Here is a 14,354-nt window from a genome sequence, read left to right as displayed (position 1 = left end):
ACGCTGCTTGACCGCTTATCCGGGCAGAGGTACGGGCCCTAGAATTCGTCCGTGATGAATAAATCCGGGTCGCAGCGTGGACGCAGGCCGGGCAGCCCGGACACCCGGGCGGCGATCCTGGGCGTCGCGCGGCGCCGCTTCCTGGAGGACGGCTACCACGCGGTGACGTTGCGCTCGATCGCCGGCGAGGCCGAGGTCGATCTCGCCCTGATCAGTTACTACTTCGGCTCGAAGAAGGGCCTGTTCGGCGCGGCCCTGGCACTCGGCGCGAACCCGGCCGAGATCCTCGCGCAGGTCGCGGAGGACGGAGACCTGAGCACGTTCCCCGAACGGGTCCTCCGCCAGGTCCTCGCCGTCTGGGACGACCCCGTGTCGGGACCACCCCTGCTCGCCATGCTGAAGAGCGCGATCGACGACGACGGCTTCGGTGAGCTGGTCAAGGAGGCGGTCGAACGGGAGATCGTGGAACGGATCGCCGGTCTCGTGCCCGGCCGGGACGCCCGACAGCGTGCCGCCGCGTTCACCACGGTGATCGCCGGTCTCATCACGACACGCTATCTGCTGCGTCTGGAGCCGATCGTCTCCATGAGCGTCGAGGAGGTGATCCGTTTCGTGAGCCCGCAGCTGCGGCAGGCGCTGCGCGGCCCGGGCCGCCAGGCGCCCGGCACGGGTCAGGTCCGGCCACCGGCGGCCCGCCCCTGACCCGCCGGCCGGGGCTCCCGGCGTGCGCGCCGCTCCGACGCGCACACGACGACGGAACCGGCGACCCGCTCGACGCGGGGCGCCGGTTCCGGCCGTTGTCCAGCGGTACGGAGGCCTCTCGGACCCCGAACCCGGGGATTCACCGGTACGCGGGCTGCTCCTGCTCCTCGATGTCGGCCGGACCCGTCACGTCGGTCCCCTCGTCGTCGTCGAACTGCTTCTGGAGCGGGGCGGAACGGAGCAACAGCGCGACGGTCACCGCGGCGAGCACCGCCGCGGCCGCGGCGCCGAGGAGCGCGACGTGCATGCCGTCGACGAAGGCGGTCGTCGCGCGGTCCGAGACCGGTCCGCCGATGGCGTGGGCGGCCGCGAGGGAGGAGCGGGCCGCGTCCGCCACGTGGTCCGGCAGGCCCGGCAGGCTCAGATGGTCGCGGTAGGCGGCGCTCAGCAGGCTGCCGAGGACGGCGATCCCGAGGGCTCCGCCCAGCTCACGCGCCAGGTCGTTCATCGCGGATCCGACGTTCTGCAGGGAGCGCGGCAGGGCGTCCGTGATGGCCGTCGTGGCCGGCGTCATGGCCAGCCCCATACCGGCGCCCAGCGGGACGAGACCGGTCGCGATGAGCCAGTACGGGCTGGACGCGTCGAGCAGGGAGAGCACGCCCATGCCCGCGGCGACACCCACCAGACCGGCCACCCACGGCCCGCGGAAACCGAACCGGGCCACCAGGCGCGGCGTCGCACGCGAGACCGGCACCATCGTCACGGCCATCGGCAGCATGGCGGTCGCGGCCATCAACGCGCTGTCCCCACGGACCAGTTGGAGGTACTGCATCATCACGAAGATGAAGCCGAAGAAGACGAAGAACTGGAGCATGATCGACAGCGAACCGGCGGCGAAGTGGTGGTTGCGGAACAGCCGGGGGTCCAGCAACGGGTTGGCGCGGCGCAGCTCGAAGAGCACGAAGCCCGCCAGTATCACCAGGCCGAGCCCGATGCCGCCGAGCGTGACCGGGTCGGCCCACCCGCGGGTCGGCGCCTCGATCACCGAGTAGACGAGCGCGACCAGACCGGCGACGGCGAGGAGGGCACCCCCGACGTCGAGGCGGGGCTGCTGCGGCTCCGCGGACTCGGGCACGAAGAGCAGGGTCCCGATCAGCGCGACCAGAGCCAGGGCCACGTTCAACAGGAACACCGAGCGCCATGACCAGCCCTCCAGCAGGGCGCCGGTGGCGAACAGGCCGACCAGTGCGCTGGCACCGGCGACCGCCGCCCAGACGCTGACCGCCCGCGCCCGCTGGGCCCGCGGGAACGTGCTGGTGATGGTGGACAGCGTGGCCGGCATGACCAGGGCCGCACCCACGCCCAGCACCCCGCGCAGGGCGATCAGCGTCGAGGGGTCCGTCGTGAGGGCCGCCGCGGCCGATCCGGCTCCGAAGATCGTCAGACCCGCGAGGAGCGCCCGCCTGCGGCCGAAGCGGTCTCCGAGCGCACCGGCCGGAAGCAGCAGCGAGGCGAAGACGAGGCTGTAGGAGTCGATGATCCAGGACAGCTGTGTCTGGGTGGCGTGGGTCTCGCGGGCGAGGTCGGGCAGGGCCACGTTCAGCGAGGCCATGGCGGCGACCACCGCGCCCAGGGCCAGGCAGGTGACCACCAGGATCAGATGGTGGCGTGCGGCCGGCGCCTGGCCGGCGGTTTGGGCGCGCGTGGAGGGCATGGCCTCTGTCCTTCGTCCGAGCGGTCCGGGTGGATCCCGGGCCTGGAACCAGACTCGGCAGTCGGCGCGCGGATTTCCACGCCGATGAATTCTGCCGCGCCACGGCGGACGGTGATGAGGCGAAGTCACCGCACGGCGGGCCGCTGTGTCGCACCTGATGAATACGCAGGTCAGTTTCTTGATGAGGATCAGGATCGGATCCGTCACCGGCGGGCCCGCCGGTGCCCGCGCCCCTCGTTCCGAGTGAGATGGTGAGCCCTGTTGAATTTTCCGCGCGAGCGGTACGGCGCGCCCGGGCGAGGGCCCCGCCGGCTCCGGCGCCGGGCGGTCGGCCGGTGCCTCAGGAGCCGGCGGGGAAGACGACCTCGCGCGGCAGGAAGGCCAACTGGGCGCGCTTCTCGGGGAGATGGACCTCCGGCAGGTCGACCTCGGGCAGGACGACCACGGGTCCGGCCACGAACCCCTGTCTGAACAGTCTGCTGATCGCCTTCTGGTTGCGGACGTCGGGATCGGTGACGACCCGCCGCCGGTCGAGACCGCGCAGCACGTACGTGGCGATCACGGCGGACAGGGACGCCGTCCAGCCCGTGTGACTCCCCTCCGGACCCGCGGGCGCGAGCAGCAGATGGATGCCGATGTCCCCGGGGCGGACCTCGTAGCACTCGCCCACGCGGTCGGCCGCCGGCTCGTAGGTCTGCAGCAGGGCGACCGGCTCGCCGTCCTTCTCCACCAGGAAGGCATGGTGGGTCGTCAGCTCCTCCAACTCGCCGTAGATCTCCATGATCTGGGCTTGTGTCAGCTCGCTCATGCCCCAGAAGGCGGCGCGCTCCTGGCGCGCCCACGCGTGGATCGTCGCGCAGTCGGCGGCGGGGTCGAGGGGCAGGATGCGGAAGGTGCCGGCGCCCGGGATGTGCTCTTCGTGCACGAACGGCCGGGTGGGGGCGCACATTTCAGACATGGATCTCCTTGTGTCGGGCGGTCCTTCGTGACCGGAGGCGGATCATATTAGGTTAGGCTTGCCTAATATCACCAAGAGATCGTTTTCGGAGGGGAGAGGGTAGATGGGGCAGCGACGTGGTTGGGAGGGTGCGGTCCTCAAACTGCTGAGGGCCAGGGACTTCGTCCTCACCGTGACGGACGTGGAGGACGTGGCGCCGCTCTACCGGCGGCTGCGGGTCAGCGACGGGGGCCTGCTCACCGCGACCGGTGTCCACCCGACCATGTGGGTCCGCCTGTGGTTCGCCAACGCCGGCCGGCCCCATCAGCGGGCGTACACCCTGGTCGACCCGGACCCGGCGACGGGCACCTTCGCCCTCGAGTTCGCGCTGCACGAGGGGAGTGCGAGCGACTGGGCGCGCGGCGCCCGGCCCGGCGACACGATCGAGGCCACGGTTCAGGGCACGGACTTCGAGGAGCCCACGCCCGCGCCGTCCCACGTCTTCGCCGTCGTCGACCCGGCCGCGCTGCCCGCCCTCAACTCCCTGATCGGCGCGCTGGGTTCGGCGCCCGCGACCATCTGGTTCGAGGGGGACCCAGACGGCCTCCCATGTGCCGTCGACCCGGCCCGGCACGATCTGCGTCCGGTGCCCCGCAGGGAGGACGGCGCACACCTCGTCGAGCGGGTGAGGGCCGAACTTCCCGATCTGCTGCGCGACGAATCCGACCCGTATGTCTGGATCACCTGCGACACCGCGACCACGCGGGCCCTCTCCGCCCACGTCCGCAAGGAGCTGAACGTGCCCCGCCAGCGGGTGCACGCTCTCGGCTACTGGCGCGTGGCCCCGGTTCCCGCCACGGTCGGCGGCCCGGCGGCGGAGTAGCCCACGGACGTGAGGCCCGGCCGGAACGCCGTCCTCGGACGGGATTCCCGCCGGGCCTTCCGTGGCGTCCGGTCAGGCCGCGCTACGGGCCAGGAGATCGGTGGTCTGCCGGGCCATGACGTCCCAGGCGGCGGGCGGCAGTTGTCCCAGGTCGCCGTTGCGCAGCGTGCCGAGGACGGAGTCCGCGCCCGCGTCGCACACGATGCTGTCGTCCAGCACCTCGTACCCGTCGCGCACGGCGACGCGCAGGAGGCGCCGTCCGTCGGCGGCGGGACGCAGGGCGGCGGCCACGACGAGGGGCGGCGCCCCGCCCGCCTCGCCCTCCGACTTGTGGTAGCTGCTGGCCGTCGGAGCGCTCCAGCGAAGGCGGAGAAGGAGGTGGCGCTTGGCGATGACCTCCGCCAGATCGGTCTCGCGGACCCCGTCCTGCTCCAGGACGACCGCGCGCGCGTCCAGGACGAGCGCCCCGGGCAGCAGACAGCGCAACGAGCTGCCGACGAGATTGCCGCCGACGGTGGCCGTCCGGCGTACCGCCCCGGTCCCCACGGTGGCCGCGGCACGGCGCAGCACCTCCGGTACGCGGTCGTCGATCCGGTGCAGCACCACGGCCGCGCCCAGCGTCCCGTCCCCGATCGCGTTGGCCTCCGGGAGGTCGCGCAGCGACATCGCCAGCTCCGGGAAACCGTCCCGTTGCCAGCCGGCCCACACCAGCGTCGCGCCGCCTATCGGCACCGCCCCCTCGGCCATGCACTCCTGTGCTTCGGACACGGACGTGGGCAGACGCAACAGCACGGCAGCCGACCTGCTTTCCTGGTGACTTGGCGGCGGGATACGCGATGTCTCGGCCACATGACCCTCGACAGGCGCATTTTCGCCGCACGGCAGGGGGCGCGTACAGGGCTCACTCTGTCTCTTGATGCGCCCCCGTTCGCGCACACGCGCACGCAGGAGCCCTCGTCCGATCATGCCCATGAGCGCTGCGCGCACACACCGTCGGGAAGATCCGCCGTGGCGGCCGTCCTCGGCCGCGCGATCCCGACGGGCCGTCAACGACCGCCGGAGCGACCGGAGTAGGCCGCCCACCGCCCGTCGTGCCGGGCCACGCTGATGGGGCGGCCGAAACAACTGGTCAGCCAGGTGTCGGTCAGGGTCTCGTCCACGGAACCGCGGGCGAGGACACGGCCCTCCCGCAGCAGCAGGGTGTGGCTGACGGCCGGGGAGAGTTCCTCCAGGTGGTGCGTCACCGTCACCGTCGCGAGGCCCGGACGGCTCTCGGCCAGCCGCTGCATCGCGTCCACGAGATCCTCGCGGGAGGGCAGGTCCAGTGCGTTGAACGGCTCGTCGAGAAGCAGCAGGGACGGGTCGGCCATCAGTGCCCTGGCGATCAGGACACGGGCCCGCTGCCCACCCGAGCAGACGCCGTACGGCCGGTCGGCCAGTTCCTTGATGTCCAGCTCCGCCAGCAGCTCGTCGGCCCGCCGGCGCACCGTGTCGTCGTACTTCCGCCACAGCGGCTGCACGGTGCCGGTGTGGCCCGTCAGGACGACGGTGTGGGCGGTGACGTCCAGCGGCACCCGCTGTGCGGTGCTCACATGACCGATGCGGGCGCGCAGCTCCCGCACGTCGACGCGGCCCAGCCGGAACCCGAGCACCTCGACGGTCCCGGTGGTCGGGTGCATCAGCGCGCCGAGGAGCCGCAGCAGCGTCGTCTTGCCCGCGCCGTTGGCACCGAGCAGCGCCCAGTGCTCACCGGACCTGACCGTCCAGTCGATCTCCGAAAGGATCACCTGACCCGTCGTGTGACGGTGCACGCTCACCTCGCGGAGCGCGACGACCGCCTCTCGGAGATCGGCTGATTCCTCGGTCGGCACCTCACCCATCCCCGGGCTCCCCTCTGCGGTCGGCGTACGCCGCACACTAGATGCACCCGACACCTTGTTGTTCGTGCTGTCCGCTTCGTGGACAGGAGGCACGGGCCGGGGGAGAGACCGGGGAGGGGTCGGCCGTACTCACATGTTGATCATGTGCCCGGCGAGTCCGTGCACGGCCTCCTTGACCGCCTCGCCGAGCGTCGGGTGCCCGAGCACATTGCGGGCGACCTCGTGGACCGTGAGGTCCCACTGCTGGGCGAGCGTCAACTCCGGAAGCAGCTCGGTGACTTCGGGTCCGATCAGATGGGCGCCGAGGAGTTCCCCGTACCGCGCGTCGGAGAGGATCTTGACGAAACCCGCGGTCTCGCCCAGGCCGTGCGCCTTGCCGTTCGCCGTGAACGGGAACTTGGCCACCTGGACGTCGAAGCCCTGCTCGCGGGCCTGCGCCTCGGTCCAGCCGAAACTGGCGATCTGCGGCTGGCAGTAGGTCGCTCGCGGGATCATCACGTAGTCGAGTTCCATCGTCTCGGCGTCGGCGATCGTCTCGGCCGCCACGATGCCCATCGACTCGGCCGCGTGCGCGAGCATCAGCTTCGCCGTCACGTCCCCGATGGCGAAGATGTGCGGCACGTTCGTGCGGCCCCGCCCGTCGATGTCGATCGCGCCGCGCTCGGTGAGCTTGACCCCGGTGTTCTCCAGGCCGTAGCCCTCCACCCGCGGCTGGAACCCGATCGCCTGGAGCACCTTGCCCGCCTCCAGCGTCTGCCGCTGGCCGCCCGTGGTCACCATGACCTTGACCGCGTCACCGGAGTCGTCGATCGCCTCGACCCGGGTGGACGTCAGTACGTTGATGCCGAGCCGCTTGTAGCGCCGGGCCAGTTCGGCGGAGACCTCCTCGTCCTCCAGCGGGACGATCCGGTCGAGGAACTCGACGAGGGTGACCTCGACGCCGTAGTTGTGGAGCACGTACGCGAACTCGACGCCGATGGCGCCCGCCCCGGCGATGATGATGCTCTCCGGAAGCGTGTCCGACAGGATCTGCTCCTCGTACGTCACCACGCGCTCGCTCAGTGACGTTCCCGGGAGCAGCCGGGTGGTGGCGCCCGCCGCGATGACACAGTGGTCGAACGTGACCGTCTCCGTGCCGCCGTCGGTGAGGGCGACCTGAAGGGTGTGGTCGTCCGAGAACGTGCCGCGCCCGTCGAACTGGGTGATCTTGTTCTTCTTCATCAGGTAGTGGACGCCCTTGACGCGGCCGTCCGCCACCTTGCGGCTACGGGTGAAGGCCGGGCCGTAGTCGAAGGTCACCTCACCGTCCACGCGGATGCCGAACGTCTTGGCCTCCTGGGTGAAGATGTGGGCCAGTTCCGCGTTGCGCAGCAGCGCCTTCGACGGGATGCACCCCACGTTCAGGCACACACCGCCCCAGTATTTCTCCTCGACGACCGCCGTACTGAGTCCGAGCTGGGCCGCCCGGATCGCCGCGACATAACCACCCGGGCCGGCGCCCAGGACCACCACGTCAAAGTGTGCGCTCATGACGGCCAGCCTATGGGGTGTCACGCGGCTCACGCCTGAGCGGCGGCTCCGCGACCCCGCGGCCCCCGGCTCCCGCGGGCCGGACACACGTCAGGGCCGGCCCCCGAAGGAGGCCGGCCCTGACGGCGGTCGTCGTCCTCAGTCGTCAGACCGCGGACGGGAGACGCTCCGCCGCGGTCGTCAGACCAGGTCGAACCGGTCGAGGTTCATGACCTTGTCCCACGCGGAGACGAAGTCCTTCACGAACTTCTCCTTCGCGTCGTCGCTCGCGTAGACCTCGGCGATCGCGCGCAGCTCGGAGTTCGAGCCGAAGACCAGGTCGGCGCGCGTGCCGGTCCACTTGACCTGGCCCGAGGCGTCGCGGGCCTCGAAGGTGGTCGCGTCCTCGGACGTCGCCGTCCACGTCGTACCCAGGTCGAGCAGGTTGACGAAGAAGTCGTTCGTCAGCTTGCCGGGGGTCTCGGTGAGGACACCGTGCGCCGACTGTCCCTGGGTGGCACCGAGGGCGCGCAGGCCGCCGACGAGGACCGTCAGCTCCGGGGCGCTCAGGGTCAGGAGGTTCGCGCGGTCGAGCAGCAGGTACTCCGCCGGCAGGCGGTTGCCCTTGCCGAGGTAGTTGCGGAAACCATCGGCGGCGGGCTCCAGCGCGGCGAACGACTCCGCGTCGGTGTGCTCGTCCGTCGCGTCGACCCGGCCCGGGGTGAAGGGCACCTGGACGGCGTGACCGGCGTCCTGGGCGGCCTTCTCGACGGCCGCGACGCCGCCGAGGACGATCAGGTCGGCCAGCGAGACGTGCTTGCCACCGGCGTTGAACTCACGCTGGACGCCCTCCAGCGTGCGCAGCACCGAGGCCAGCTGGTCGGGGTCGTTGGCCGCCCAGCCGCGCTGCGGCTCCAGACGGATACGGGCGCCGTTGGCACCGCCGCGCTTGTCGCTGCCGCGGAACGTCGAGGCAGACGCCCACGCCGTGGAGACCAGCTCCGACACGGTCAGGCCGGAGTCGAGGAGCTTCGCCTTGAGAGCGGTGACGTCCTCGGCGCCGATGGCCACGCCCTCCGCCGCGGGCAGCGGGTCCTGCCACAGCAGGGTCTCCTGCGGCACCTCGGCCCCGAGGTAGAGCGACTTCGGGCCCATGTCGCGGTGGGTCAGCTTGTACCAGGCGCGGGCGAAGGCGTCCGCGAACTCCGCGGGGTTCTCGTGGAAGCGGCGCGAGATCGGCTCGTAGATCGGGTCGAAGCGCAGCGACAGGTCCGTCGTGAGCATCGAGGGGGCGATCTTCTTCGACGCGTCGTGGGCGTCCGGGACGGTGCCGTCGCCCGCGCCGTCCTTCGGCTTCCACTGGTTGGCGCCGGCGGGGCTCTGGGTCAGCTCCCACTCGTAGCCGAAGAGGTTGTCGAAGAAGCCGTTGCTCCACTGCGTGGGCGTGGTCGTCCAGGTGACCTCCAGGCCGGAGGTGATCGCGTCCGCGCCCTTGCCGGTGCGGTACGTGCTCTTCCAGCCGAGGCCCTGGGCCTCGATCGGGGCGGCCTCGGGGTCGTCGCCCACGTTGTCCGCCGGGCCCGCGCCGTGGGTCTTGCCGAAGGTGTGACCGCCCGCGATCAGGGCGACCGTCTCCTCGTCGTTCATCGCCATGCGGCGGAACGTCTCACGGATGTCGCGGGCCGCGGCGAGCGGGTCCGGGTTGCCGTTGGGGCCCTCGGGGTTGACGTAGATGAGGCCCATCTGGACGGCGCCGAGCGGGTTCTCCAGCTCGCGGTCGCCCGTGTAGCGCTCGTCGCCGAGCCACGTGGTCTCCGGGCCCCAGTACACGTCCTCCTCGGACTCCCAGACGTCCTCGCGGCCGCCGGCGAAGCCGAAGGTGTCGAAGCCCATCTGCTCCAGGGCGACGTTGCCGGTGAGGATCATGAGGTCGGCCCAGGAGAGGCTCTGGCCGTACTTCTTCTTCACGGGCCACAGCAGACGGCGGGCCTTGTCGAGGTTGCCGTTGTCCGGCCAGCTGTTGAGCGGGGCGAAGCGCTGCTGGCCCGCACCGGCGCCGCCGCGGCCGTCGCTGATGCGGTAGGTGCCCGCGCTGTGCCAGGCCATACGGATCATGAAGGGGCCGTAGTTGCCGAAGTCGGCGGGCCACCAGTCCTGGGAGGTGGTGAGCACCCCGGCGATGTCCTGCTTCACGGCCGCCAGGTCGAGGCCCTGGAACGCGGCGGCGTAGTCGAACCGCTCACCGAGCGGGTTGGCCACGGCGGGGTTCTTCGCGAGGATCTTCAGGTTGAGGCGCTCCGGCCACCACTGACGGTTGCCGCCGCCCTGGGTCGGGTGCGGGGCGCGGCCGTGCGCGACGGGGCAGCCACCTCCGGCCTCTTCCGATTTCGGGTCTGTGACGATCGCATCGTGGTTCTCAGACATGGGAATCCTTCCGGACGGGGCGGATCTCGGTGCTCAGGAACTGAGGGGGGTGAAGCTTCGGGGGCGGCGGCCAGGGGAACGGTCCTCGGAACCGTCGATGGGTCCGACGGGAAGGCCGTGGTGGTGGGACGGACACGGACAGGGGGCCTCGCCGGCCGCACGGCCGACGGTCAGGACGCGGCACATCCCGTGCGGCGGGCCGGCGGAAGCGGTCCGGTGCGGGGTACGCGTCCTGCCACGGCGAGCGGACGGAGGGCCGTGTACGACGTTCGGCGGAGTGCGGCTTCGCGCCCTGGGCGGTCGTCACGTGCAGACCGGCGCCGCGCAGTTCCGCGGCGGTGGTCCCGACATGTCTGTCTCTCCTGCCCGTACTGGAGTCATCCTGTCCCTTGGCTAGCGCCGAAACCGATCCTACGATGGACAGAGTCCAAGTCAAGAAGGACGCCAATCCCATATCCGATCGGATCCCGGATCTGCACCGATAAACTGCGGGCATCCCACCGAACCCGAAAAGGTGAACCGACATGAGTGACCTGCTGGAGCGACTGCGCGGGCGTGGCTGGCGGATGACCTCGCAGCGGCGTGTCGTCGCCGAGGTCCTCGACGGTGATCATGTGCATCTCACGGCCGACGAGGTGCACGCCCGTGCGGCGGAGCGGCTGCCCGAGATCTCCCGCGCGACCGTCTACAACGCCCTGGGGGAGCTGGTCTCCCTGGGCGAGGTCATCGAGGTCGCCACCGACGGCCGCGCCAAGCGCTACGACCCGAACGCGCACCACCCCCACCACCACCTGGTGTGCTCCGGCTGCGGCACCGTCCGTGACGTCCACCCGACCGGGAACCCGCTGTCCGACCTTCCGGCGGCGGAACGCTTCGGCTTCACGGTGGCCGCCGTCGAGGTCACCTACCGCGGGCTGTGCCCTTCGTGCGCCTGAGGGCCGCCTCTCGTGCCCGAGGCGGCGGATGCCTAGGCTCTCGGCCGTGAACGACAGCACGCACGACCTACGGATCCGGCCGGGCGGCCCGGCCGACGCCCCGGTCATCCTGGACATGCTCGACGCCGCGGTGGCCTGGATGAACAGCCGCGGGAACACCGAGCAGTGGGGCACCGTCCCGTACTCACGCACCTCGGGTGGCGTGGAGAGGGTGCGGCGGTACACCACCGAGTACGCCCCCCACATCGCGGAGCTGGACGGCGCCGCGGTCGGAACCCTGGTGCTGGACTCCGGGCCCAGTCCGCAGATGCCGATGATCAAGCCCGCGGACGAGCCGGAGCGTTACGTGCGCCTGCTGGTCTCCGACCGCCGGAGCGCGGGCCGGGGTATCGGGGCGGCGCTGCTGGCCCATGCCGTCGAGGAGGCCCGGCGAGCGGGCGTCTCCCTGCTCCGCGTCGACTGCTGGGCGGGCGGCGGCGGTGACCTGGTCGCCTACTACGAGCGCAACGGGTTCACCCCCACCGACAGCTTCCTCTCCGGGACCTGGCCGGGACAGGTGCTGGAACGACGGATCGGCTGACGGGCGGAGCGAAGCCGACTTCCGGAGCACTCTCGGAGCCACCGCCGTGCCCCGTCAACCGCCTCGCCTCGGGTACTCCTCGCTTCGGGTATCCGTCTCCTCGGACACCCGTCGCCTCAGGTCAGGTAGTCGGCGACCAGCGTCGCGAACTCCTCCGGTTCCGCGAGCCTGATCCCGAGGGTCTCGGCCTTGGCGCGCTTGGAACCGGCGCCTTCTCCGGCGACCACCAGGCTGGTCTTCTTCGACACGCTGGAGGAGGAACGCCCGCCCGCGCGCTCGACGAGTTCGTTCACCTGGTTGCGGGTGAGCTTCTCCAGCGCACCGGTCATCGCGCCCGTGACCACCACCGTCATGCCCGCGAGCGGTCCTCCGTCCTGCTCGTCGCCCTCGGCGCCCGGTTCCGACGGGTCCGCCGTGACGGGCGGGGTGGCGCCGGGCTCGGTCATGTTCACCCCGGCGGCGGCGAGCTTGTCGATGAGCGGCGCCAGCTCGGCGAGTTCGGCGACGATGGACGGCGCCTTCTCGGTGCCGATGCCGTCGACCCGCTGCATCGCCTCCGCGTCCGCCGCACGGACGTGCTCCATGGTGGCGAAGTACCGGGCGATCCGGCGGGACATGGAGCGGCCCGTACCCCGGACGCCGAGCGCGCACAGCACCCGCGACAGCGGCCGGCCCTTGGCCGTCTCGATCGCCCCGAGGAGGTTGTCCGTGCTGGTCTCGCCCATGCGCTCCAGACCGAGGAGCTGCTCACGGGTCAGCGTGAACAGGTCCGCCAGATCGCCGACCAGGCCCGCGTCGACGAGCTGGACGACCCGGGTGTGGCCGAGGCCCTCGATGTCGAGCTGGTCGCGTCCCGCGGCGTACGAGAGGGCGGCGACCAGATGGCACATGCGGCCCTGTTCGCAACGCCAGCGCTGCTCACTGGTGTCGATGGCGGAGCCGCAGCGCGGGCACGCCTCGGGGAAGACGATCGGCTGTTCCTCGCCGGTGCGCAGGTGGGCGACGGGCGCCTCGATGCGCGGGATGACGTCGCCCGCGCGGTGCACCATCACGTGGTCACCGAGCCGCAGGTCGCGGCGGGTGATGTCCGCCGGGTTGTGCAGTGTGGCGTAGGTGATGGTCGAGCCGTCGATCTCGACCGGCTCCAGGACGGCGCGCGGGGCGATGATGCCGGTGCGGCCCACGTTCCACTCCACCTCCAGCAGGCGGGTGATCTTCTCGACGGCCGGCAGTTTGTAGGCGATCGCCCAGCGCGGCGCGCGGGAGCCCGATCCGGCGGCCCGCTGGTCCGCGGCCAGATCCGCCTTGATGACGATCCCGTCGATCCCGAACGGCAGTTCAGGGCGCAGCGCCGCGATCTCCTGGACGCGGGCCAGGACCTCCTCGGCCGTCGCGGCGGTGATGCCCGGAACGGGCGTCCCCGCCGTGGTGTTCACACCGAGCTCGGCGGCCCGCCGCATCAGATCGCTGTGCGCGCGCTCCTCCAGCTCCCCGGCCACCGAGGCACGCGTCGAGGGCGTCGGCAGCAGGCCGTACCCGAAGAACGTCATCGGGACGGTGTAGGCGCGGTCCTTGGCGCGCAGGGTGCCCGCCGCGGCGTTGCGCGGGTTCGCGAACGGCTGTCCGCCGTGTGCGGTGCGCACCTCGTTGGCGTGCTCGAACTGGGCGGTGGTCATGAGGACTTCGCCCCGCACCTCCACCGTGACCGGTTCGGCGAGCTCGCCCGGCAGGCCTTCGACGGTGCCGATCGCGTGCGAGACGTCCTCCCCGGCCGTCCCGTCCCCGCGTGTGATCAGTCGTGTGAGCCGGCCCTGCTCGTAGCGCGCCGCGATCGCCAGACCGTCCAGCTTGGGTTCGACGCTGAACGCCTCCACCTCGTGACCGATCCGGCGGGTCAGCGACGCGGTCCAGGCGGTGAACTCCTCCGGCGAGAACACGTTGTCCAGACTCAGCATCGCGACGGTGTGCCGGACGTCCCCCTCGACGGCCCCGCCGGCCACCTTTCCGGTCGGCGAGTCCGGGAGCACCTCGTCGGGATGCTCCGCCTCCCAGGCGGCGATCCCCCGCACCAGCCGGTCGTAGGCGTCGTCGTCCAGCGCGGACGTGCCGCCCTCGTAGTAGGCGGCCGACGCCTTGGTGGCGTCCTCGACGGCCTGCGCGTAGGCGACGGCGTCCACGATCACTGCAACAGGAGTTGTCATGCAGGTCATCCTGCCTGCCACCACTGACAACGCCCCCTCGCCGGGCCCCCGTCCCGGCGTCCGCACCACGCCCCCGCGGCCCGCGCGCGTGCCGCCCCGGCCTCCCGGAGGTACCGGCTCTCGCCCTCCAGGCACCTACTAGGTACCATCGGGTCATGCCGTCACTGAATGTGTCCTTCACCGAGGCCGAGCTCGAAGGCGTGCGGGCGGCCGCCGCGGCCGAGGGCAAGAGCCTCAAGCAGTACCTGCACGACCTCGGGGTGCGAGAGATGCAGCGCCGCCAGTTCGTCTCCGGTGCCGCCGCGTGGGCCGACCGGCTGCGCGAGGAGTTCGACGAGGCGTTCCCCGACGAGGTGCCACCGTCCGAGCGCGAGGGGGCCGCGGCCGCCTGATGCATCTCTACGTCGACGTCGCGTGGCTGCTCGACGTCCAGGAAGCCGCCCTCGACGACGAGGACATGTCCGTGTCGGACTACTCGGCGCTCGTCGCGGCGGCTGCGTTGGCGCTGTTCGTCAGTTCAGCTGTTCGGTGTAGGTGACGTAGACGACCTCGGAGACGCCGGGCAGCACGGCTGTCCCAGCGGGCCCTG

12 protein-coding genes and 1 pseudogene are annotated in these 14,354 nt (G+C 71.4%); 6 read left to right on the top strand and 7 right to left on the bottom strand.

The features are described from left to right. Positions 1–54: 54 nt before the first annotated feature. Complete coding sequence (locus AB0C62_RS32540; RefSeq protein WP_362979439.1) at positions 55–702, top strand: TetR family transcriptional regulator; 648 nt, start codon at positions 55–57, stop codon at positions 700–702. A 139-nt stretch (positions 703–841) separates the two neighbouring features. On the opposite strand, the gene AB0C62_RS32535 is transcribed toward AB0C62_RS32540, so the two are convergent. Together AB0C62_RS32535 and AB0C62_RS32530 are read right to left on the bottom strand one after the other, a co-directional pair. Beyond that, the gene (locus tag AB0C62_RS32535; RefSeq protein ID WP_362979327.1) at positions 842–2,416 is read right to left on the bottom strand and encodes an MFS transporter; all 1,575 of its coding nucleotides are present in this window, start codon (positions 2,414–2,416) and stop codon (positions 842–844) included. Positions 2,417–2,756: 340 nt separating this feature from the next. After that, positions 2,757–3,374 (bottom strand): GNAT family N-acetyltransferase, encoded by a 618-nt coding sequence (locus AB0C62_RS32530; protein ID WP_362979324.1) that lies wholly within the window; start codon positions 3,372–3,374, stop codon positions 2,757–2,759. A gap of 103 nt (positions 3,375–3,477) precedes the next feature. Here AB0C62_RS32530 and AB0C62_RS32525 point away from each other — a divergent pair, with 103 nt between their 5' ends. After that, positions 3,478–4,236: a siderophore-interacting protein gene (locus tag AB0C62_RS32525; protein ID WP_362979322.1), complete on the top strand. Its 759-nt coding sequence runs from the start codon at positions 3,478–3,480 to the stop codon at positions 4,234–4,236. A 72-nt stretch (positions 4,237–4,308) separates the two neighbouring features. Here the strand turns inward: AB0C62_RS32525 and AB0C62_RS32520 are convergent, their stop codons facing one another. The 4 genes from AB0C62_RS32520 to katG form a co-directional block, all read right to left on the bottom strand. Continuing rightward, positions 4,309–5,028 carry an FAD binding domain-containing protein gene (locus AB0C62_RS32520; RefSeq protein ID WP_362979320.1) on the bottom strand — a complete coding sequence of 240 codons (720 nt, stop codon included), beginning with the start codon at positions 5,026–5,028 and terminating at the stop codon, positions 4,309–4,311. Between the two features lie 254 nt (positions 5,029–5,282). Further along, positions 5,283–6,116 carry an ATP-binding cassette domain-containing protein gene (locus tag AB0C62_RS32515; protein ID WP_362979318.1) on the bottom strand — a complete coding sequence of 278 codons (834 nt, stop codon included), beginning with the start codon at positions 6,114–6,116 and terminating at the stop codon, positions 5,283–5,285. Positions 6,117–6,245: 129 nt separating this feature from the next. Continuing rightward, positions 6,246–7,646, bottom strand: a complete 1,401-nt coding sequence (gene lpdA / locus AB0C62_RS32510) for a dihydrolipoyl dehydrogenase (RefSeq protein WP_362979316.1) — start codon at positions 7,644–7,646, stop codon at positions 6,246–6,248. A gap of 180 nt (positions 7,647–7,826) precedes the next feature. Continuing rightward, entirely contained in the window at positions 7,827–10,049 is a 2,223-nt protein-coding gene (gene katG / locus AB0C62_RS32505; protein WP_362979314.1) for a catalase/peroxidase HPI, read from the bottom strand. 524 nt (positions 10,050–10,573) lie between these two features. Here katG and AB0C62_RS32500 point away from each other — a divergent pair. Together AB0C62_RS32500 and AB0C62_RS32495 are read left to right on the top strand one after the other, a co-directional pair. Then, on the top strand, positions 10,574–10,984 hold the full coding sequence (locus AB0C62_RS32500; RefSeq protein WP_355879526.1) for a Fur family transcriptional regulator: 411 nt from the start codon (positions 10,574–10,576) through the stop codon (positions 10,982–10,984). 46 nt (positions 10,985–11,030) lie between these two features. Next, positions 11,031–11,564: a GNAT family N-acetyltransferase gene (locus tag AB0C62_RS32495; protein WP_362979311.1), complete on the top strand. Its 534-nt coding sequence runs from the start codon at positions 11,031–11,033 to the stop codon at positions 11,562–11,564. A 116-nt stretch (positions 11,565–11,680) separates the two neighbouring features. Here the strand turns inward: AB0C62_RS32495 and ligA are convergent, their stop codons facing one another. Then, positions 11,681–13,774 (bottom strand): NAD-dependent DNA ligase LigA, encoded by a 2,094-nt coding sequence (gene ligA, locus AB0C62_RS32490; protein WP_362979309.1) that lies wholly within the window; start codon positions 13,772–13,774, stop codon positions 11,681–11,683. 146 nt (positions 13,775–13,920) lie between these two features. Here ligA and AB0C62_RS32485 point away from each other — a divergent pair, with 146 nt between their 5' ends. Together AB0C62_RS32485 and AB0C62_RS32480 are read left to right on the top strand one after the other, a co-directional pair. Continuing rightward, on the top strand, positions 13,921–14,157 hold the full coding sequence (locus AB0C62_RS32485) for a hypothetical protein (RefSeq protein WP_362979307.1): 237 nt from the start codon (positions 13,921–13,923) through the stop codon (positions 14,155–14,157). Beyond that, positions 14,157–14,264, top strand: a pseudogene (locus AB0C62_RS32480) (toxin Doc); the annotation flags it as partial. The gene AB0C62_RS32485 and the pseudogene AB0C62_RS32480, both read left to right, overlap by 1 nt. Between the last annotated feature and the right edge of the window lie 90 nt (positions 14,265–14,354).

It is taken from the genome of Streptomyces sp. NPDC048643 (assembly GCF_040650615.1).
In the GTDB taxonomy this organism is placed as follows: Bacteria; Actinomycetota; Actinomycetes; order Streptomycetales; family Streptomycetaceae; genus Streptomyces.
The sequence above is the reverse complement of the archived record's forward strand: the minus strand, read 5'-3'. Positions and strand labels throughout refer to the sequence as shown.